The sequence below is a fragment of the Xanthomonas sp. NCPPB 1062 genome, from assembly GCF_041481705.2.
Lineage (GTDB): Bacteria > Pseudomonadota > Gammaproteobacteria > Xanthomonadales > Xanthomonadaceae > Xanthomonas > Xanthomonas euvesicatoria.
This window is the reverse complement of the sequence record NZ_CM192987.1, coordinates 1,728,270-1,746,238: the sequence shown is the minus strand read 5'-3', so window position 1 is coordinate 1,746,238 and position 17,969 is coordinate 1,728,270. Positions and strand designations below refer to the sequence as shown.

Sequence of the window (17,969 nt, the reverse complement as noted above, 5' to 3'; positions counted from 1 at the left end):
ATCGCGCCCGGGTGCGCTCCTGTGCGGCAACGCCACCGCATTGCGCGGCGGCGCTTGGATCACGCCAGCATCAAGCAGCCGGCCGCAACACGTTCAAGACTTCGTAGCACGCGCCCATGGTGTGGTAATCGGTCTTACCCGCCGGGCTTTTCTCATCGCTGTACTTGCGGTTGTCCGCATCCAGGATGCGATACCACGCGCCATACTGATGGTCGATCATGTGCGCCCACGAATAGGCCCACAGCGTGTCGTACCACTGCCAGTAGCGATCGTCGCCGCTGCACTGCGCAAGCAATGCAGCAGCGGCCAACGACTCGGCCTGCACCCAGAAATACTTGTCGTCGTCGCAGACATTGCCGTCAGGGTCGAAGCCGTAATACAGCCCACCGCGCTGCGTGTCCCATGAGCGCTCCACTGCCACGTCGAACAGATGCTGCGCGGTCGGCAGCAACCAGTCGGCCGGCGCATACCGATCCAGCAGCATCAGCAGCTTGGCCCATTCGGTCTGATGGCCGGGCTGAAAACCCCACGGGCGGAACAGGTGCTTGGGATTGTCGCGGTTGTAGTCCCAATCGATGTTCCACTGCGGGTCGTAATGCTCCCACACCAGCCCATCGGCCTTGGCGGCCTGGCGCCGGGTCATGTTCTCGGCCAGCACCAGCGCGCGATCGAGATAACGCTGCTCGCCGCTGGCCTCGTACGCGGCGATCATCGCCTCGCACATATGCATGTTGGCGTTCTGGCCGCGGTAGCTGGTGAAGTTGAATTGCGCGTCGGCTTCGTCGCGATACAGCCCGAACTCCGCTTCCCAGAAATGTTTTTCCAGCAGCTGCCAGGTTTCGTCCATCCACGCGCGCGCCTCGTCGACGCCGGCTTTCAGACCGCACGAATACGCCAGCAGCACGAAGGCCACGCCATAGCAGTGATTCATGTCGTCTTCGACCACACCATCGCGCAGCGTCCATGCATAACCGCCGGTTTGCGGGTTGCGATGCACGTTACGCAGATAGTCCAGCCCGTGACGCACCGCCTGCAAATACGCAGCATCGCCAAACTCGCGGTAGGCCATCGCGTAGTTGAAGACGAAACGCGTACTGCTGACCAGATGCCGATGCCCGGCATCGTAGATCGAACCGTCATCGCGGAAATACTGGAAAAACCCGCCCGCCGGATCGATCGCGCGCGGATGGTAGAACGCCATGGTGTCGGCGATGTGCTGGCGCAAGACGTCAGCCGAACGGAAATCGGGTGCGGGTGTTGCAGGCAAGCGGCTCATGATTGTTCCTGGATCAAGGAATGGACTTCATCGATGCTCGGCATTGCCGCGAACGCGCCCTTGCGCGTCACCGCCAGCGCGCCGACCGCGGCAGCAAACCGAATCACCTCATTGATTGCCGCGGAATCGCCGCATAGCTGCTCCAGCGATGCAGCACGCGTTGCCAGCTGATACAGCAGCCCGCCGACGAATGCATCGCCAGCGGCGGTGCTATCGCGCACCTGCACCTGGAACGCCGGCACCTGGCCCGCATCGGTGCGTGTCTGCCAATGCACCGGCCCGCCGCCATCGGTGACCAGCAACCAACTGGCCTTGCCCTGCCACAGCTTTTGCGTGACCGCACTGGCATCGCCATCGAGCGTTCCCGCCAGATACTCAAGCTCCTCGCGCGAAAGCTTGACCACATCGGCCAACGCCAGCGCTTCCCACAGCAACGGCGCCGGATCGACATCCTGAGGCCACAGCATCGGGCGCAGGTTGAGGTCAAGGCTGACGATGGCGCCATCGGCACGCGCACGGCGCATGCCGTCGAGCGTGCACTGGGCAATCTCCGGCTCGGTCATGCTGTTGGAGCACACATGCAATACCGCTGCCTGCGTAAACCCGTCCGCGGCGAAGTGCTCGGGACGGAACAACAGGTCCGCTGCCGGTGGACGGTAGAAACTGAAACTGCGTTCGCCCGCGTCGTCCAACGCAACGAACGCCAACGCAGTCTTGGCCTGATCGGTGCGCACGATGCCATCGGTCGCCACGCCGGACTGCTGCAGGCTTTGCAGCAGGAAATCGCCGAACATGTCGCGCCCGAGCATGCCGACGAAATGCGCAGCGCCCCCCAGGCGCGCCACCGCAACGGCGACATTGGCCGGCGCACCGCCGGCATATTGCGCGAAGGTACGCGCCTGGTCCGGGCCGTCCTGCGGCAACGCCAGCATGTCGATCAGCGCTTCGCCGAAACACACTACCTGATGCTTGGTCGCACTCATGCGCGTGCCTCCGCCAGTGCGCCGCGCAACCGCGAGCCCCAGATACCGTAGAACACGATGTACAGGTAGCACAGCAACGGCAGCACGAACGACTCATGCAGGCCGATGCTGTCTGCCAGCAGCCCTTGCAGATACGGCACGATCGCACCGCCGACAATGGCCATGATCAGCAGGCTCGACGCGCGCCCGGTCAGCGGGCCGAGCCGTTCGATACCCAGGGTGAAGATGGTGGGGAACATGATCGAATTGAACAGGCCGATCGCCACCAGCGCATATACCGCCAACATGCCGCCGCTGGCCATGGTCAGGCCCAGCAACACCGCATTGATGGCCGCGAACACCGACAACAACACGCGCGGCGACAACTTGGCCAGCAGCGCCGAGCCGATGAAACGGCCGATCATCGCCAGCGTCCAGTAGGCCGACACGTACTTGGTTGCCTCACGCTCGGTGAACCCACCGATCTGCGGCAGCGAGAAGTAATTGACCATCAGGCTGCCGATGGCCACTTCTGCGCCCACATAGAAGAAGATCGCCAACACACCGAAGCGCACATGCGGGTGTTGCAAGGCATCGAGCAAGGAATGCTTGCTGTCGTCTTTCTGTGCGCTGGCGTCGGTCAGTGCCGGCAGACGGAACAAGAACACGAAAATCGCCAGCAAGAACAGCACGATACCCAGCCCGATGTACGGGCCTTGCACGGCCTGCGCTTCCTGCACGCGATAAGCCAGTTGCTCGGCTTCCGGCAGGGCCTTCAGCTGGTCGCCGCTCATCACCGTGTTGGAGAGGATCAACCAGCCGCCCAACAGCGGCGCGATCGCGGTACCGAGCGAGTTCAGTGCCTGGGCCAGGGTCAGGCGACTGGAGGCGCTGCGCTCGGGTCCCAGCAAGGCGACGTAGGGATTGGCGGCCACCTGCAAGATGGTGATGCCGGTGGCCAGCACGAACAATGCGCCGAGAAATGCGCTGTACACGCGCAATTCCGCCGCCGGCCAGAAACCCAGCGCGCCCACCGCCGCCACCGCCAACCCGGCCACGATGCCCTGCTTGTAGCCCAACCGATTCACCAGCCAACCGGCCGGCAGCGACATCAGGAAGTACGCACCGAAGAAGGTGAACTGCACCAGCATCGCCTGCGCGAAGTTGAGCTCGAACACCGCCTTCAGATGCGGAATCAGGATGTCGTTGAGGCAGGTCAGAAAGCCCCACATGAAAAAGATCGTGGTGACCACCGACAACGCCACGCCGTTGTTGACGGGCGCCTTGTTGCCGCTGGGCACGGAGGATTGCGTGGAAAGGGAAACCATAGGGATTGCCTGGTCAGCGGCCGGAGGCCTTGGTGGGGGAATGGGCGGATGGACCGCTTGGGGGAGGTGATGACATTCGCGCTGTCGGTCCGCAGGCGCTGCTCGCACGAATATTCAAGGCAACTGCGGCGGTCAGCTGTTGTGCGGCGAGCTCTGGGCTACCGATGCGTTGCAGTACCAGCTGCGCAGCCTGCCTGCCACGTGCACGCGGGTCTGCAGCCAGGGTGGTCAATGCAGGCGTGAATAGCGCCGCTTCGGCGATGTCGTCGAAGCCGGTCACCGCAAAGTCGCGGCCGGGCACGATGCCGTGCCTGGCCAGGGCCGCCATCAGACCGAGCGCAACGCTGTCGTTGTAGCAGACCGCTGCAGTCGCAGCCTGCGCCGCAGTGCTCAGCAAGCGCGCCCCGCACAGTGCGGCGTCCTGGCGATTTGGAGCCGACTCGACGTAATGCGTTTCCAGGTCCGCCTCCTGCATCGCGCGCGCATAGCCGGCGCGACGCTGCCGGCAGGAACTGGATGCGGCATGCCCACCGAAGAACACGATACGCCGATGACCTTGCGCAATCAGGTGCGCGCAGGCCTCGAACGCGCCTTGTGCGTTGTCGAGCGCCAGCAGATCCCATTGCGCGCCCTCCACCTCGCGATTGAACAGCACCACGTTGCGTTGGCGGCCGAGCACCTGGGTCAGCGCCTGCGCCTGGCTGCCTTCGGCCGGCGACAGGATGATGCCCGCCGGCGTGTGCTCCATCAGCGAGGTCAGCACTGCCTGTTGACGCTGCGTCGATTCGCCGGTGCTGCCGAGCAAGGTGACATAGCCGGCTGCGCCTAGTGCCTCGTCCACACCGGCGGCGAACTCGGCAAAAAACGGGTTGGACAAATCGTTGATGACCAGCGCGACGCTGGACGAGGTGCGTTGGCGCAAATTCGCCGCGGCGCGGTTGTAGACGTAATTCTGCCGATCCAACTCGGCCTCCACGCGCGCGCGCGTGCTTGCATGCACAAGCGGGCTCCCGCGCAGCACCAGCGACACCGTTGCGCGCGAGACACCGATGGCGCTGGCGATATCGCGTAGCGTCACCGCGCCGCGCCGCGCGCCTGGCGTACCATCGTCCGCAGTCATTTCGGGTGTCGGCTTGGCTGGCGTCACGTGGCAAGCCTTGCGGTGGAAAAAAGACGCATGCAGTGGCATCAAATTGGATCGATCCAATTAGGCCTCTTCCGCGCAGTCAATGCATGCGGCAGTGCAACATAGCCCATCTCGCACGAGGCCAAGGCCCAGGGCAACGCACCGACTGGCCAGTGATCCGACAGCGGCGGTTCGCACCAGTCACTCAAACGCGATCGATAGCCCGATGCCACCTTGCCAGGCCGGGCTTTCCGAGGTCAGTCCCCGCAACACCGACACATCCAGCTGCATCGCATGCGGCAGCTGCCAGGCGCCACCCGCGCCGGCCACGCGCGAATGCGCGCTGCCGGTGTCCACGCCCGCTTCCACATAGCTGCTGAAATGGTCGCCGGAAAAAAACGTGTAATTGGGCGCGAAGGTCCAGGTGTGCCCGTCGTCATCGCGCGCGTAATTGACGTACAACGCGATGGCACGCTGCTGCGCCAGATCCCAGGATGCAGTCACACCGAGTTCGCGCGAGTAGCCGTCGCTGAAGGCCGGGCTGCCGGTCGGGATGCTGTAAGTGCCCAGCGCAGCCCAATGAAAGCTCTCCGAACGCGATGGCAAGGCCACCTTCAATCCGACACTGCTATCCCCGCCGCCACGTACCCGCATGCCACCACCATGCTGCCAGTTGTAGCTGTCGCTCCCGAGTTGCAGTTCGACATTCTGGAACAACCCCAGACGCAGCAGCGTGTCGGCGGTGTATTGGGTCGTGCGCTGCCCGTCGCTGCGGTCGGTACTTGCATCCGGCAAGCCCTGCTCCCAGGCAAACGCACCTGGCTGCAACGCCTCCGCAGCGAATGGAATGCCCGGCCGGTCGAACGCCGGCGCATCGTCTGCCTGCGCGGCGGCGTGCCCGCTAGCCAAGCACAGCGCAAGCATCACCAAGGCCGACGCCGTTCGGCGCGGCGCCTGCACCGGCACGCGACTGAGGGCACGACTGTCGATGGCTGCCACGACGTTGGATTTCAGGAATTTCGACGACAGGGACATATGCAGCACCATTGGCAGGACGGAGCAACCGAGCAGGGACGAGGGCACGGCAAAAGGCGCCGGCCTGCATCGACACGTAACGGCGCGCATGGTGCCGCGCCACCCGTGACCGGCTTGTATAGCGTCGCGCTGCGCGCTGTCTCCCGCGCCAGCGGTCAGGGCGAGCCCCGATGGCCTTGCATGAAGCACCATGGTCAAGCAACCAACCCACATTCTGCGCCAGACAATCCGATGGCCGCCCTGTGGCTTGCGCGGTGGCTGCGCGCTTATTGCCTGCGGAGAATGCAATGAAAATGGGCACCGGCAGGTGCCCATGTACAACACACACCACGCATCGGGCGTTCTACCAGACTAGGTCGTCGGGCACCTGATACTTCGGATCAGCGTACGGGTCATCGCCCGCTGGTGCGTTCGGGTCCACCTTCAAGGCGACCGATGGGGCGAACACCGCCTCGGCTTCGGCAAGCAGCTCGGCAGTCACCAGCAGATAGCGTCCGTTGAGTTGCAGCACACCCAGCTCGCCGGCGTTGAGCGCCTTGAGCTGATCGGCGGTGACGTAGATGCGCTTGATCTTGCCGCCATACGGAAAATGCCGGGCGATATCCGCAGCGGCATCATTCAAACCCTTGTCCTTCACCAGCGCTTCGAGCTTGGCCTTGGCTTCGCGACGCAGGCGTGCTTCTTCCTGCTTCACTCGCTCGGCTTCGATGCGCTCGTCCTTCTCGCGCTGCGCACGAATCGCATAGGCCTTGGCCAGATCGATATCTTCGCGCGTGCGTGCCGGCCGGGGGCCGTGACGGTCTGCAGCGGCATGCTGCGGACGCGGCGCTGCGCCGGGCTTGCCGTCATGCCGACGCTCGGGCCTGCCAGCGGGTTTGCGCTCGCCATTGCCGTCGGTTGACGCGGCGGCATGCGGCCGCTGCGGTCCCCTGCCCTGGCCCGGCCGATTCCCTCCGGGTGCTGGCTTGCCGCCATTGCCATGTGCACGCGCTGCAGGCCGTGCGTCGGGTTTGCGTTCGGGCTTGGGCGCGGACTTGAAGCCCAACCCAAGCAACTGGTCACGTAAGGTATCGCTCATGGCGGCGGCAATCTGCAATCAATAGTGCGGAGGCGGCGGTTCGTCCGCTGCATCGGCAAACAATGTGGAGCGCACCTTGCCCAGATCCTCGAGCAGGTGGCGGATCAGTTCGGCGTTGCGTGCACCCGTCAAACGGGCGTCTGCAAGTGCTTCACTCAGTTCGTTGAGCGCCTGCTCCTGAAAGGACAGGCGCGTTTCCAATTCGATCAACCGCGCTTCCAGCGCGCGGTCGTGCAGCGGGAGTTGCTCATGCATATAACGAACGGCCTCGTCCAATGGCGTAGTACGCCAGACCTGCGGCTTCGATCTCCTGCGGGTCGTAAAGGTTGCGGCCGTCGAAGACGACCTCGTCCTTCAAGGCCTGCTTGATCTTGCCGAAGTCCGGGCTGCGGAACTGCTTCCACTCGGTGACCACGACCAGTGGGTCGGCACCTTCCAGTGCAGAAAAGGCATCGTCGCAATACGCCAGATCATCGCGCTCGCCGAAGATGCGCCTGGCTTCGCGAGTGGCTTCAGGGTCGTAGGCGCGCACGGTGGCACCGGCTTCCCACAACTGTTCCATCAGGCGACGGCTGGACGCAGCACGCATGTCGTCGGTATTGGGCTTGAACGCCAGACCCCACACCGCGAAGGTCTTTCCGGCCACACTACCGGTGCCCTCGGCACCGTAATGCCGCTGCACCAATTCGAACAGATGGCCCTTTTGCGCGTTATTGACGCTTTCCACTGCGTCGAGCAGGGTCGGCCGCATGCCGTACTGCTCGGCCGTCTTGGCCAGTGCCTGCACGTCCTTCGGGAAGCACGAGCCGCCGTAGCCGGCGCCGGGATAGATGAAGTGCCAGCCGATACGCGGATCCGAGCCGATGCCGTTACGCACGTGCTCGACGTCGGCACCGACACGCTCGGCAATATTGGCGATCTCGTTCATGAAGCTGATCTTGGTCGCCAGCATCGCGTTGGCCGCGTACTTGGTCAGCTCGGCCGACCGCACGTCCATTTCCACGATGCGATCGCGATTGCGGTTGAACGGCGCGTACAGCCGACGCATGCGCGCAATGGCCGCCGGCTTCTTGGCGCCAATCACGATGCGGTCCGGGCGCATGCAGTCGGCCACCGCGTCGCCTTCCTTGAGGAATTCGGGGTTGGAGACGACATCGAACTCATGGTCCACGCCGCGTGCGTCCAGCTCTTCCTGGATCGCCACGCGCACGATGTCGGCCGTGCCGACCGGCACCGTGGACTTGTTGACCACGATCGCCGGGCCGTCGATATGCCGGCCCACCGTGCGCGCGACTGCCAGCACGTATTGCAGGTCGGCGCTCCCGTCCTGGTCAGCCGGCGTGCCGACGGCAATGAAGGTGATCTCGCCATGCGCGATGGCTGCAGCCGCATCACTGGTGAAGCGCAACCGGCCGGCGGCATGGTTGGCCTTCACCATCGGCTCCAGGCCGGGCTCATAGATCGGAATCAACCCGCGATTGAGGGCATCAAGCTTGGCTTGATCGATATCCACGCAGACGACCTGGTGCCCCACTTCGGCCAGGCAGGCACCGGTCACAAGACCCACGTAGCCGGTGCCGAAGATCGCAACGCGCATGGAATGGAATGCCTGCCACGGAAGATCAGGGAAGGATACCCATCAGCTCGACATCGAACGTCAACGTTGCGTCAGGTCCGATCGGCCCGCCTTGCGTGCCGTTCGGGCCATAGGCCAGGTTGGATGGAATCCAGAAACGGTATTTCGAGCCGACCGGCATCAACGCGACGCCCTCGGTCCAACCGGGGATGACTTGATCCAGACCGAACTCCGCCGGCTGGCCGCGCTGGTAGGAACTGTCGAAGACCTGCCCGTTGAGCAGCTTGCCTTCGTAGTTCACACGCACCTTGCTGGTCCGCATCGGGCGCTCGCCGCTGCCCTGGCGCAACACCATGTACTGCAGGCCGGACGCGGTGGTGATCACGCCCTTCTCGGTCTTGTTCTTGGCAAGGAACTCATTGCCTTGCTTGCGATTGTTGGCAGCGGCAGCCCCCTGCTTGGCAGAGGCAAATGCCTGCATGGTGGCTGCGGCTTCCTGCTGGGTCAGACGCGTGGTGCCCTTGGCGAACACGGTACGCACTGCTTCCATCAGGATCGACAGATCGATCTCGTCCTTGATGCCGGCCAGCGACGGACCAACCGCACGATCGCCGAGCATCAGGCCGACATTTTCCTTGGACGGTGCGGCCGGCGCGGCGCCCGGCGCCATGCCTGGCACCTGCTGGCCATTGCGGGCAGCGAGCGCGGTACGCAACGCGGTGTCGGTGGCCTGGGTCTGCTCATCCGACAACAGCGGCTTGCCGCCCTTGAATGCATTTTCGATGGCGCGTTGCATCGCGTTCACATCGATGTCCTGAGCAATCGGCTCGAACGAACGTGCCACGTCCATACCGATGGCGTAGCTCACGTTGTCGCGCGTGCTCTTGTCAGACGATGCATTCAAAGCTGGCTTCTCCTTGGTGGCCGCTGCGGCCGGTTGCTGCGACATCGCCGGCATCGATGCCGACATTGCCACCATCAGTAACGACGCCGCCGCGCCGCGCTTTCCCATCTTCATTCGATGCACTTCCCAAAAGTGAAAAGACACGCCACCGATGGCGCTGAATGCGCATTGTCGCATGCGCGCGCGGCGATGCGAGTGCTCAGTGCGCCGGTGCCTTGAGCTCGCGTTCGATTGCTGCCAGCACGCTCGGATCGTCCGGTTTGATCTTGCTGGGGAACTGCGCAACCACCCGGCCATCGCGACTGATCAGATACTTGTGGAAGTTCCAGCCCGGCGCCACGCCAGTGGCCTGGGTCAGGCGCTGATACAGCGGCGTTGCCTGCGCACCCAGCACATGGACCTTTTCGAACATCGGGAACTTCACCCCATAGGTCAGCGTGCAGAATTCCTGGATCTGCTTCTCCGATCCCGGTTCCTGTCCCTGGAAATCGTTGGATGGAAAACCCAGCACGGTGAAGCCGCGGCTGCCGAAGCGTTGGTTGAGCGCTTCCAGCCCTTCGTACTGCGGGGTGAAGCCGCACTTGCTGGCGGTGTTGACCACCATGACGACCTTGCCGCCGTAGGTACGGTTCAGGTTGATTGGCGTCTTGCCGGCCAGCGGCCGGTATTCCACATCCAGTACCGGAGTGCCGGCAGCGAACGCGGATGTTGCAAAAAAGCCAGTCAATACAAGAGCTAGCAAACGATTGAGCAACATGAGCAATGCCCTTCGAAAGTTGAGGCGGCGCACCGATAAGGGGTGCCATCAGTTGGGGATGACAAACAGTTGACTGCCTGCGTGTCGGTGTTATAGTTGAATACAACACCAGTCACCCAACGCAGGGGAAAGCATGAACAGCACACGCTTGACGCGACCAGTTCCGCTGTTGCTGTTCGGCAGCACCCTGTTTGCCATTGGTTGCCTGGGAGCCGCTTCCAGTCAGGTGACGGAGTCCGACGCCGATTATGGCGTGTCGGAGGCGGTTACGGAAAACGCGACAACTCCCCCCGAAGCGCGTTCCCGGCCTGGCCGGCATGTGCGCGCCTCGCTGTCGATGCCCTATTTCTCCTTCGCGCAGGCCCTGCGCCCACGGAGCTGATCATGAACGACATTCAGTGGAGCGACGGCGCTCCCATCTATCGCCAACTCAAGGAACGGGTGATTGCCATGATGCTCGATGGAATTCTCAAGCCCGGCGATGCCCTGCCCTCGGTGCGCCAGGTGGCGGCCGATTACCAACTCAACCCCATCACCGTCTCGCGCGCCTACCAGGAACTGGCCGACGAGAACCTGGTGGAGAAACGCCGCGGCCTGGGCATGTTCATGACCCCGGAGGCCGCACAGAAGCTGCGTGGCAGCGAACGCGAGCGTTTCTTGAATGAAGAATGGCCCGCCGTGCTGGAAAGGATCCAGCGCCTGGGACTGTCCATCGACGATCTGTTGCCACAGGGAAAAACACCATGACCGCCGTCTCCTCCGACCATGTGGTCGACGCACGTGGCCTGCGCAAGGCCTACAAGCATCGGCTCGCGCTGGACAACACCAGCTTCACCATTGCCGCCGGCCGCATTATTGGACTGATCGGCCCCAACGGCGCCGGCAAGACCACTGCGCTCAAGGCGGTGCTGGGGCTGACCGATTTCGCCGGCGAGTTGCAGGTATTGGGCATGGATCCGCGCACCCAGCGCAATGCGCTGATGAACGAGGTCTGCTTCATTGCCGACGTGGCGGTGCTGCCGCGCTGGCTGCGGGTCGGCGAAGCGATCGACTTCGTCGCCGGCGTGCATCCGCGTTTTGATCGCGCCAAGTGCGAGCGCTTCCTGGCCAATACCCAGCTCAACCGCAAATCGCGGGTGCGCGAGTTGTCCAAGGGCATGATCGTGCAGCTGCATCTGGCGCTGGTGATGGCCATCGACGCACGCATCCTGGTGCTGGACGAACCAACCCTGGGCCTGGACATCCTCTACCGCAAGCAGTTCTACCAGCGCCTGCTGGAGGATTACTTCGACGAGCAGAAGACCATCATCGTCACCACCCACCAGGTCGAAGAGATCGAACACATCCTCACCGATGTGATGTTCATCCGCGACGGCCGCATCGTGCTCACCGCCGACATGGAAAGCGTCTCCGAGCGCTACACCGAAGTCCTGGTCGGTGCCGACCAGCTGGATGCAGCGCGCGCCCTGAAACCGATCGACGAGCGCGGCCTGCCGTTCGGCAAGACCGTGATGTTGTTCGATGGCGCGCCGAAAGAGCAGCTCGCCCGTTTTGGCGAAACCCGCAATCCCGGCCTAGCCGACCTGTTCGTTGCGGTCATGAAGGGGACCTACGCATGAATGCAGTGACCAACCAAGCATCACCCGCACGCACCTTCGCCTGGCTGCTCAAACGCGAATATTGGGAGCACCGTGGCGGCTTCGTGTGGGCGCAGTTCATCACCGGCGGCATCGCGGTGTTCTTCGCGCTGCTGGGCGCGGTGATCGGTGCGATCAGCGCCCGCCGCAACATGGTCGGCGACAGCATCACCATGGACGATCTGGCCGAATACACGCGCACGCTGGGCCAGGTCGGCGACGGCCTGCTGCTGGGCGGCATCGGCATCGCCTCGGTGGTGCTGGCATTCGTGGTGTTTTTCTACGCACTCGGCAGCCTGTACGACGATCGCCGCGACCGCAGCGTGCTGTTCTGGAAATCGTTGCCGGTGTCGGACGTGCAGACCGTGTTGTCCAAGGCTGCCTGGGCGTTGCTGCTGGCGCCGCTGATCTCCATTGCGATCGGTGCGGCGGTCGGCATGGCGCTGTGGCTGATCGCCATCGTTGGCGCCCTGATTGCCGGCGTGCCCAGCCCCTGGGCGCTGGCGACCCATTCGCACCCGTTCTCGCTGCTGTGGCTGTTGCTCAAGACCGTGCCGATGAGCCTGCTATGGGCGCTGCCGACCGTGGGCTGGCTGATGTTCTGCTCGGCCTGGGCCAACAGCAAGCCGTTCCTGTGGGCGGTGCTGTTTCCGCTGCTGGCCTGCGTGATGCTGAGCATTCTCTCGGCGATGCCGGGCGTGTCGCTGCCGATCGGCTGGATCTGGTACATCGTCGGCTACCGTGGCCTGCTCAGCGCCCTGCCCGGCACCTGGTCGCCACTTGCCGTCAGCGGGAACCTGGACAGCAGCACCCTGCAAAGCCCCAGCGACCTGGTGCAATGGGCCCTGCAGCACACCGACAGCACGCGCGTCTATGGCAGCGCGGATATCTGGATTGGCGCAGCCGTCGGTATCGCCTTGATCGCCGCTTCCATCTACCTGCGCCGTCGGCGCTCCGAAGCCTGAGGGACCTCCCATGCGCCTGACCCTGAGCCTGGCCATCCTGCTCGCATTGCCCGGTGTTGCAGCGGCAGAGGAGCAGTGCAAGTTCTCCGAACCACGTAGCCTGGACCTGCAACTGACCGGCGTGAAGTCGGTCCTGTTCGAGGTCGCTTCCAACGACCTGCATCTGGACGCCTCGCCCGGCGGCGGCGGGAAACTGGGCGGGCGCGCCTGTGCTGCCAGGGCCGAATTGCTCAAGAGCCTGACCGTGACCCAGAAGCGCGTCGGCGACAAGCTGGTGGTGAGCTTGAACGATGACCGCCGGTTTTCCTTCGGCAACAGCTATTCCTACCTGGACCTGCGCGGCAGCGTGCCCAACACGATGCTGGTGCAATTTGACGTGGGTTCCGGCGATGCGCAGATCAACGGGGCCGCCGCAGTGAGCGCCGACGTGGGTTCGGGCGACATGACCATTCGTCACACCAAGGGCCGCGTGACCGCCAAGGTGGGTTCCGGCGATGTCGAGCTGGAAGATCTGGGCGCGCTGCGCGTGCTGGCAGTGGGCTCGGGCGACCTCAAGGCGCGTGAGGTGCACGGTGCGGCAGAGGTGGCGAAAGTGCAGTCCGGCGAGATCAAGCTGCACGGCGTCGCAGGCAACATCAAGATCGGCACGATCGGCTCGGGCGATGTCGATATCCGCGATGTGCAAGGCAATGTCAACGTGGAGTCGGTCGCTTCCGGCGCGTTGAATGTCCGCAAGGTGCGTGGCGATCTGAGCGTGGCGCACAAGGGAAGCGGCGATATCGATGTGAGCGAGGTCTCCGGCAGCACCCGGGTACCGACAGACAAATGACGACGACTTCTTTCAGGATGTGGGGGAAATGCTGATGAAATTGCTTGTTTCGGCGGTAGTGATGAGCGTATTGCTGGCGGGTTGCGGCAAGTCCGAACCCACCGTCAACGTCTCCAGCCAGGCCAATGGTGCCGGCGTGACCTTTACCGGCAAGAGCCTGACGCTCAAGCGCGACGGCTTGCCGGCCGCCACCATCGGTGTCGATGGCGCGCTCAGCATCGACGGCAAGCCGGTGGACTTGAATGAGGCGCAACGCCAGGCGATGCGCAGTTACTACGCGCAAGTGCAAGGCGTGGCCAAGAAGGGCATCGACATCGGCACCCAGGGCGCGGCGTTCGGCGCACATGCCGCAGGCGAAGCGATCAAGGGCGTGCTCAGCGGCAACTCAGATCAGATCGGCGACAAGATCGAGGCCGAGGCAGACACCTTCAAGCACAAGGCCCTGCAGATCTGCGATCAGCTGGCCACGCTGCGCACCGCACAGGATGCAGCCGCGCACCTGGTGCCGGCCTTTGCGCCGTACTCGACCCTGACGCAGCACGACATCGACGATTGCCGCAAGTAGATGGCCCGACAGACCGACGACGCGCACCGCCGGGCGGGCGTCGTCGGTGCGCGGCGCGGCATGTGCCGATCGTCCACTGCGACGCCGGTGCGCCACACGCCTGGTTGACGACCGTTCGCAGGCAGGTGGCAGCGCCTCCATCCGCAACGCTCAGCAACTGCGTATCGCACCGCCTGCGCAGCTGTCCGCATGGCGCGTGCCATCGCTGATCGGCCGGCCGGAACGCGCTTGGAACCGGCGATGCGTGCACGGTAACCAAACGCATCGACGCCCTGCGACATTTTGGCAGGCACCGGACGGCCGCTTTGCCGATCCGCAGACCGGAGCGGGATTACACTAATGCGCTTCCCTCACTCCATCGACCCCATGAACAAGTTCGTGATGCTCTGCATGGCGCTTCTGCTGTGCACGCTTGCTGCCTGCGGCGACCAGTCGTCTCGCCGCGCCGAACGCGGCAAGCCGCGCGTTGCGGTCACCACGCAGTCGGTGATGATCCGCCGCCCGCCGGCTGCCAATGCCGAAATCACCCCCGACGGCACGCTCAAGATCGACGACATCGCGCTGCCTCAGAAAGAAGCCACACGCGCCAAGCTGCAGTTGCTGTTCGGCCACCTGCAGATGTTGCGTCAGCAGGCGGTGAACGAGGCCGGCCCGGATCCGGAATACAAGTCGATCAAGCTGACCGCCACGCCGCAGATCCAGACGCTCAGTGGGGAATTGCTGGATGAAATCCCGTCGCTGCAGCCGTATCGCGAGAGTTTTAGTAACCTGCAAGCCGAGCGGCATTGACGCCCAGCGCACGTCAGCCAAGCGGCCAGAAGCAGCAAGAAAACCGCAGGAACGCGGTTGCGCGCGATGAGCAGTTACCGATCACGCCTCATCGCGCACAGGTGCGCTCTTCCATATGCACTGCGGTGATCAGCCGCCGCCGCCACCGCCGCCGGCCTGGATACCGCCGCGCGTCAAGGCTGCCGGGTCGAGCAATCGCCGCAGTTCCGCTTCGCCGAGCCCGCTGTCTTCCTTGGCCACATCCAGTACCGGCCGCTGCTCCTTGTAGGCACGCTTGGCGATGGCCGCGGCTTTTTCGTAGCCGATGATCGGATTCAGTGCGGTCACCAGAATGGGGTTGCGGTCCAGCGCCTCGCGGACGCGCTCCTGACGCACCTTCAGCCCGGCAATGGCCGTGTCGGCCAACAGACGCGAAACATTGCCCAGCAAGTTGATCGAATCCAGCAGGTTGTAGGCGATCAGCGGCAAGGTCACGTTCAACTGGAAGTTGCCGGTTTGCCCGGCGATGGTGATGGCAGTGTGGTGGCCGATCACCTGCGCGCACGCCATCACGGTGGCTTCGGGAATCACCGGATTGACCTTGCCCGGCATGATCGAGCTGCCAGGCTGCAGCGCCGGCAGTTCGATTTCGCCCAGTCCCGCCAGCGGACCGGCATTCATCCAGCGCAAGTCGTTTGCGATCTTGATCAGCGCCACCGCCAGCGCGTTGAGCTGACCGGACAGCTCCACCGCATCGTCCTGCGCGGCGAGGCCTTCGAACTTGTTTTCCGCGCTCTCGAACCTGGCTCCGCTCAGGCTGGACAAGGCCTTGGCCACCTTGCCACCGAAGCGCGGGTCGGCATTGATGCCGGTCCCGATCGCCGTACCTCCCAGCGGCAAGCGTCGCAAGCGTTTGAGCGCGTCGTCGACACGCTCCTGCGCCGAACTCAGCTGCGCCGACCACGCGCCGAACTCCTGCCCAAAGGTGAGCGGCATCGCATCCATCAAATGCGTGCGACCGGTCTTGACGATCTTGTCCAGCGATTTGGCGCGCTTGTCGATGGTCTTGCGCAGATGCTTAAGCGCCGGTTGCAGATGTTCCTGCACAGCCAGCAATGCAGACACGCGAATGGCGGTGGGCACCACATCGTTGGAACTCTGGCCGAGATTGACGTGGTCGTTGGGATGCACCGCATCCTTGCCGGCACGCGTGGCCAAGGTGGCAATCACCTCATTGGCATTCATGTTGGACGAGGTGCCCGAACCGGTCTGGTACACATCGATGGGAAACTGCGCATCGAAGCGACCCTCGGCCACTTGCAACGCGGCGGCCTGCACGGTCTTGCCGATCGACTTGGGCAACAATCCAAGCTCGGCGTTGACGCCGGCTGCCGCGGCCTTGATCAAACCCAGCGCGCGAATGAAGCCACGCGGCATCGGCTGCCCGGACACCGGGAAATTCTGCACCGCGCGCTGGGTCTGCGCGCCCCACAACGCATCGGCGGGCACCTGCAGTTCGCCCATGCTGTCGTGTTCGGTCCTGAAACGTTCGCTCATCTGCACTCTCCGCACATTGCTGACTTGTGGTGATCGATGGCTGGCGGCGGGCGTACCCACGCTGGCGAGGCCGTCTACGATACTCGCTCGCCGCGTTGCGACGATGTCGTCGCACGCTGTCGGCTAGACTGCCTGTTGATCATGACGAGATGCCAAGCCGCCATGGGCGACGAGCCTGACTGTAGAAACGCAAACGCCACATCTGTTGCCGGGATACCCCGCACCTCCACCGCACATGCGCTAGCACGCAGATGTACCGCTCCTGCAGCGCACGGAGGCGGACATGCTAGGTAACGTCTTGCTCCTGTTGGTCGCGCTGTTGCTGGTGCTGTTGAATGGGTTCTTTGTCGCCGCCGAATTCGCGCTGGTCAAGCTGCGGCACACGCAAGCGGTGGGCCTGGCGCAAACCAACGGCTGGCGTGGGCGCTTGCTGCTCGGGGTGCACGCCCATCTGGATGCGTATCTGTCGGCCTGCCAGCTCGGGATCACCCTGGCCTCGCTCGGATTGGGCTGGGTCGGCGAGCCGGCGTTCGCACATCTGCTGCAACCGCTGTTCGATACGCTGGGCCTGTCGCCGGAAGCGGCACAATTCACCGCGCTGGCAATCGCCTTCAGCCTGATTTCGTTCCTGCACATCGTGCTGGGCGAACTGGCGCCCAAGACCATGGCGATCCGCCGCCCGGAACGCATGTCGTTGTGGACCGCCGCGCCGCTGTACGTTTTCTACTGGCTGATGTACCCGGCCATCTGGGTACTCAATACCAGCGCCAACCGCTTTCTGCGCCTGCTCGGCTGGGGCGAAGTGGAGCACCACTCGCATCGTTATTCACGCGAGGAATTGATGCTGATCGTCGGCCGCCAGGACCCGAACGCCGCAGCGCCCGACCAGGGGCTGGCCTTGATGAGCCACGCGTTGGAATTGCCGGATCTGGTCGCCGGCGACCTGATGCGTCCGCGCGAGCACCTGCGCAGCCTGCGCGAAGGCATGGCCCTGGAAGCGGTGCTGGCCGAATTCAGTGAGTCGCGCTACAGCCGCTACCCCTGGTTCGATGCCGATGGCGAGCAGGTGCTGGGCATCCTGCACACCAAGGATCTGCTGGTGGCGATGGCACGCGGCCAGAACCTGGACGATCTGCGCCCGCTGCTGCGCCCTCCCATCGTGCTGACCCTGGAAACGCCGATTCCCAACGCGCTGGAGCAATTCCGCGCCGGCACCACCCATCTGGCGCTGTGCGTGGAAGAAGAAGGCCGCATCCTGGGCTTTTTCACCCTGGAAGACCTGCTGGAAGTGGTGGTCGGCGACATCGAGGACGAGCACCGCCATGTGGTGCGCGATGCCCCGATCCGTGGCCAGGACGGCTCGCTGCTGGTCGCCGGCAGCACCTCGATCTTCCGCCTGGAACGCCTGCTCGGTCAGGATCTGAGCGCGCCGGACCACGTCAATTCGGTCGGCGGGCTGATCCTGTATCAGCTGCAGCGCCTGCCCGAGGAAGGCGAAACGCTGGAACTGGATGGCCACTTGCTGACCGTACGGCGCATGGCAGGCCACCGCATCCAGGCGGTCACGGTGCGCCCGGTGGGCGAAGCCGTCGATGCGGCCAGCTGA

At 64.0% G+C, this 17,969-nt stretch carries 20 protein-coding genes; 8 read left to right on the top strand and 12 right to left on the bottom strand.

The window, feature by feature from the left end; translation table 11 throughout:
• Positions 1 to 70: 70 nt before the first annotated feature.
• From ACCQ16_RS07640 to ACCQ16_RS07590, 11 genes are all read right to left on the bottom strand, one after another.
• A complete protein-coding gene (locus ACCQ16_RS07640) occupies positions 71 to 1,276 on the bottom strand; it encodes an AGE family epimerase/isomerase (protein WP_277572893.1) in 1,206 nt (401 codons plus the stop codon).
• The gene (locus tag ACCQ16_RS07635) at positions 1,273 to 2,259 is read right to left on the bottom strand and encodes a carbohydrate kinase family protein (RefSeq protein WP_277572892.1); all 987 of its coding nucleotides are present in this window, start codon (positions 2,257 to 2,259) and stop codon (positions 1,273 to 1,275) included. Before ACCQ16_RS07635 ends, ACCQ16_RS07640 begins: the two co-directional genes overlap by 4 nt.
• The gene (gene fucP / locus ACCQ16_RS07630) at positions 2,256 to 3,566 is read right to left on the bottom strand and encodes an L-fucose:H+ symporter permease (protein ID WP_008576532.1); all 1,311 of its coding nucleotides are present in this window, start codon (positions 3,564 to 3,566) and stop codon (positions 2,256 to 2,258) included. The genes ACCQ16_RS07635 and fucP overlap by 4 nt, the downstream gene beginning before the upstream one ends.
• Positions 3,567 to 3,579: 13 nt before the next feature.
• A complete protein-coding gene (locus ACCQ16_RS07625) occupies positions 3,580 to 4,755 on the bottom strand; it encodes a LacI family DNA-binding transcriptional regulator (RefSeq protein ID WP_029819117.1) in 1,176 nt (391 codons plus the stop codon).
• 138 nt (positions 4,756 to 4,893) lie between these two features.
• Entirely contained in the window at positions 4,894 to 5,739 is an 846-nt protein-coding gene (locus ACCQ16_RS07620; protein ID WP_277572943.1) for a transporter, read from the bottom strand.
• A gap of 331 nt (positions 5,740 to 6,070) precedes the next feature.
• Positions 6,071 to 6,805, bottom strand: coding sequence for a DUF2058 domain-containing protein (locus tag ACCQ16_RS07615; RefSeq protein ID WP_014089817.1), 735 nt, complete (start codon positions 6,803 to 6,805; stop codon positions 6,071 to 6,073).
• Between the two features lie 18 nt (positions 6,806 to 6,823).
• Positions 6,824 to 7,060: a SlyX family protein gene (locus tag ACCQ16_RS07610; protein WP_008576524.1), complete on the bottom strand. Its 237-nt coding sequence runs from the start codon at positions 7,058 to 7,060 to the stop codon at positions 6,824 to 6,826.
• Positions 7,053 to 8,402 (bottom strand): UDP-glucose dehydrogenase family protein, encoded by a 1,350-nt coding sequence (locus ACCQ16_RS07605; RefSeq protein ID WP_277572891.1) that lies wholly within the window; start codon positions 8,400 to 8,402, stop codon positions 7,053 to 7,055. The genes ACCQ16_RS07610 and ACCQ16_RS07605 overlap by 8 nt, the downstream gene beginning before the upstream one ends.
• A 25-nt stretch (positions 8,403 to 8,427) precedes the next feature.
• Positions 8,428 to 9,351 carry an FKBP-type peptidyl-prolyl cis-trans isomerase gene (locus tag ACCQ16_RS07600; protein WP_228734475.1) on the bottom strand — a complete coding sequence of 308 codons (924 nt, stop codon included), beginning with the start codon at positions 9,349 to 9,351 and terminating at the stop codon, positions 8,428 to 8,430.
• A complete protein-coding gene (locus ACCQ16_RS07595; RefSeq protein ID WP_223866235.1) occupies positions 9,269 to 9,454 on the bottom strand; it encodes a hypothetical protein in 186 nt (61 codons plus the stop codon). The genes ACCQ16_RS07600 and ACCQ16_RS07595 overlap by 83 nt, the downstream gene beginning before the upstream one ends.
• Before the next feature lie 30 nt (positions 9,455 to 9,484).
• Complete coding sequence (locus ACCQ16_RS07590; RefSeq protein ID WP_011346979.1) at positions 9,485 to 10,042, bottom strand: glutathione peroxidase; 558 nt, start codon at positions 10,040 to 10,042, stop codon at positions 9,485 to 9,487.
• 133 nt (positions 10,043 to 10,175) lie between these two features.
• Between ACCQ16_RS07590 and ACCQ16_RS07585 the strand changes: the two genes are divergently transcribed.
• The 7 genes from ACCQ16_RS07585 to ACCQ16_RS07555 all read left to right on the top strand — a co-directional run bounded on the left by ACCQ16_RS07585 (position 10,176) and on the right by ACCQ16_RS07555 (position 14,827).
• A complete protein-coding gene (locus ACCQ16_RS07585) occupies positions 10,176 to 10,424 on the top strand; it encodes a hypothetical protein (RefSeq protein WP_074038585.1) in 249 nt (82 codons plus the stop codon).
• Between the two features lie 2 nt (positions 10,425 to 10,426).
• On the top strand, positions 10,427 to 10,789 hold the full coding sequence (locus tag ACCQ16_RS07580) for a GntR family transcriptional regulator (protein ID WP_003483692.1): 363 nt from the start codon (positions 10,427 to 10,429) through the stop codon (positions 10,787 to 10,789).
• Positions 10,786 to 11,661, top strand: coding sequence for an ABC transporter ATP-binding protein (locus ACCQ16_RS07575; RefSeq protein ID WP_005913764.1), 876 nt, complete (start codon positions 10,786 to 10,788; stop codon positions 11,659 to 11,661). The genes ACCQ16_RS07580 and ACCQ16_RS07575 overlap by 4 nt, the downstream gene beginning before the upstream one ends.
• Positions 11,658 to 12,644: a hypothetical protein gene (locus ACCQ16_RS07570; RefSeq protein WP_011346978.1), complete on the top strand. Its 987-nt coding sequence runs from the start codon at positions 11,658 to 11,660 to the stop codon at positions 12,642 to 12,644. The genes ACCQ16_RS07575 and ACCQ16_RS07570 overlap by 4 nt, the downstream gene beginning before the upstream one ends.
• Before the next feature lie 10 nt (positions 12,645 to 12,654).
• The gene (locus tag ACCQ16_RS07565; protein WP_029819110.1) at positions 12,655 to 13,473 is read left to right on the top strand and encodes a DUF4097 family beta strand repeat-containing protein; all 819 of its coding nucleotides are present in this window, start codon (positions 12,655 to 12,657) and stop codon (positions 13,471 to 13,473) included.
• A gap of 28 nt (positions 13,474 to 13,501) precedes the next feature.
• Positions 13,502 to 14,038: a DUF2884 family protein gene (locus ACCQ16_RS07560; RefSeq protein WP_014089813.1), complete on the top strand. Its 537-nt coding sequence runs from the start codon at positions 13,502 to 13,504 to the stop codon at positions 14,036 to 14,038.
• Between the two features lie 366 nt (positions 14,039 to 14,404).
• On the top strand, positions 14,405 to 14,827 hold the full coding sequence (locus tag ACCQ16_RS07555; protein ID WP_014089812.1) for a hypothetical protein: 423 nt from the start codon (positions 14,405 to 14,407) through the stop codon (positions 14,825 to 14,827).
• 129 nt (positions 14,828 to 14,956) lie between these two features.
• On the opposite strand, the gene ACCQ16_RS07550 is transcribed toward ACCQ16_RS07555, so the two are convergent.
• Complete coding sequence (locus tag ACCQ16_RS07550) at positions 14,957 to 16,363, bottom strand: class II fumarate hydratase (protein WP_127165893.1); 1,407 nt, start codon at positions 16,361 to 16,363, stop codon at positions 14,957 to 14,959.
• A gap of 283 nt (positions 16,364 to 16,646) precedes the next feature.
• On the opposite strand from ACCQ16_RS07550, the gene ACCQ16_RS07545 reads away from it, so the two are divergent.
• A complete protein-coding gene (locus tag ACCQ16_RS07545; protein ID WP_277572890.1) occupies positions 16,647 to 17,969 on the top strand; it encodes a hemolysin family protein in 1,323 nt (440 codons plus the stop codon).

Excerpts from the sequence above, each read along its gene's own strand:
- ACCQ16_RS07640 (WP_277572893.1), bottom strand. The coding sequence starts at position 1,276 with ATGAGCCGCTTGCCTGCAACACCCGCACCCGATTTCCGTTCGGCTGAC.
- ACCQ16_RS07635 (WP_277572892.1), bottom strand. The coding sequence starts at position 2,259 with ATGAGTGCGACCAAGCATCAGGTAGTGTGTTTCGGCGAAGCGCTGATC.
- fucP (WP_008576532.1), bottom strand. The coding sequence starts at position 3,566 with ATGGTTTCCCTTTCCACGCAATCCTCCGTGCCCAGCGGCAACAAGGCG.
- ACCQ16_RS07625 (WP_029819117.1), bottom strand. The coding sequence starts at position 4,755 with ATGCCACTGCATGCGTCTTTTTTCCACCGCAAGGCTTGCCACGTGACG.
- ACCQ16_RS07620 (WP_277572943.1), bottom strand. The coding sequence starts at position 5,739 with ATGGTGCTGCATATGTCCCTGTCGTCGAAATTCCTGAAATCCAACGTC.
- ACCQ16_RS07615 (WP_014089817.1), bottom strand. The coding sequence starts at position 6,805 with ATGAGCGATACCTTACGTGACCAGTTGCTTGGGTTGGGCTTCAAGTCC.
- ACCQ16_RS07610 (WP_008576524.1), bottom strand. The coding sequence starts at position 7,060 with ATGCATGAGCAACTCCCGCTGCACGACCGCGCGCTGGAAGCGCGGTTG.
- ACCQ16_RS07605 (WP_277572891.1), bottom strand. The coding sequence starts at position 8,402 with ATGCGCGTTGCGATCTTCGGCACCGGCTACGTGGGTCTTGTGACCGGT.
- ACCQ16_RS07600 (WP_228734475.1), bottom strand. The coding sequence starts at position 9,351 with ATGTCGGCATCGATGCCGGCGATGTCGCAGCAACCGGCCGCAGCGGCC.
- ACCQ16_RS07595 (WP_223866235.1), bottom strand. The coding sequence starts at position 9,454 with ATGCGCATTCAGCGCCATCGGTGGCGTGTCTTTTCACTTTTGGGAAGT.
- ACCQ16_RS07590 (WP_011346979.1), bottom strand. The coding sequence starts at position 10,042 with ATGTTGCTCAATCGTTTGCTAGCTCTTGTATTGACTGGCTTTTTTGCA.
- ACCQ16_RS07585 (WP_074038585.1), top strand. The coding sequence starts at position 10,176 with ATGAACAGCACACGCTTGACGCGACCAGTTCCGCTGTTGCTGTTCGGC.
- ACCQ16_RS07580 (WP_003483692.1), top strand. The coding sequence starts at position 10,427 with ATGAACGACATTCAGTGGAGCGACGGCGCTCCCATCTATCGCCAACTC.
- ACCQ16_RS07575 (WP_005913764.1), top strand. The coding sequence starts at position 10,786 with ATGACCGCCGTCTCCTCCGACCATGTGGTCGACGCACGTGGCCTGCGC.
- ACCQ16_RS07570 (WP_011346978.1), top strand. The coding sequence starts at position 11,658 with ATGAATGCAGTGACCAACCAAGCATCACCCGCACGCACCTTCGCCTGG.
- ACCQ16_RS07565 (WP_029819110.1), top strand. The coding sequence starts at position 12,655 with ATGCGCCTGACCCTGAGCCTGGCCATCCTGCTCGCATTGCCCGGTGTT.
- ACCQ16_RS07560 (WP_014089813.1), top strand. The coding sequence starts at position 13,502 with ATGCTGATGAAATTGCTTGTTTCGGCGGTAGTGATGAGCGTATTGCTG.
- ACCQ16_RS07555 (WP_014089812.1), top strand. The coding sequence starts at position 14,405 with ATGAACAAGTTCGTGATGCTCTGCATGGCGCTTCTGCTGTGCACGCTT.
- ACCQ16_RS07550 (WP_127165893.1), bottom strand. The coding sequence starts at position 16,363 with ATGAGCGAACGTTTCAGGACCGAACACGACAGCATGGGCGAACTGCAG.
- ACCQ16_RS07545 (WP_277572890.1), top strand. The coding sequence starts at position 16,647 with ATGCTAGGTAACGTCTTGCTCCTGTTGGTCGCGCTGTTGCTGGTGCTG.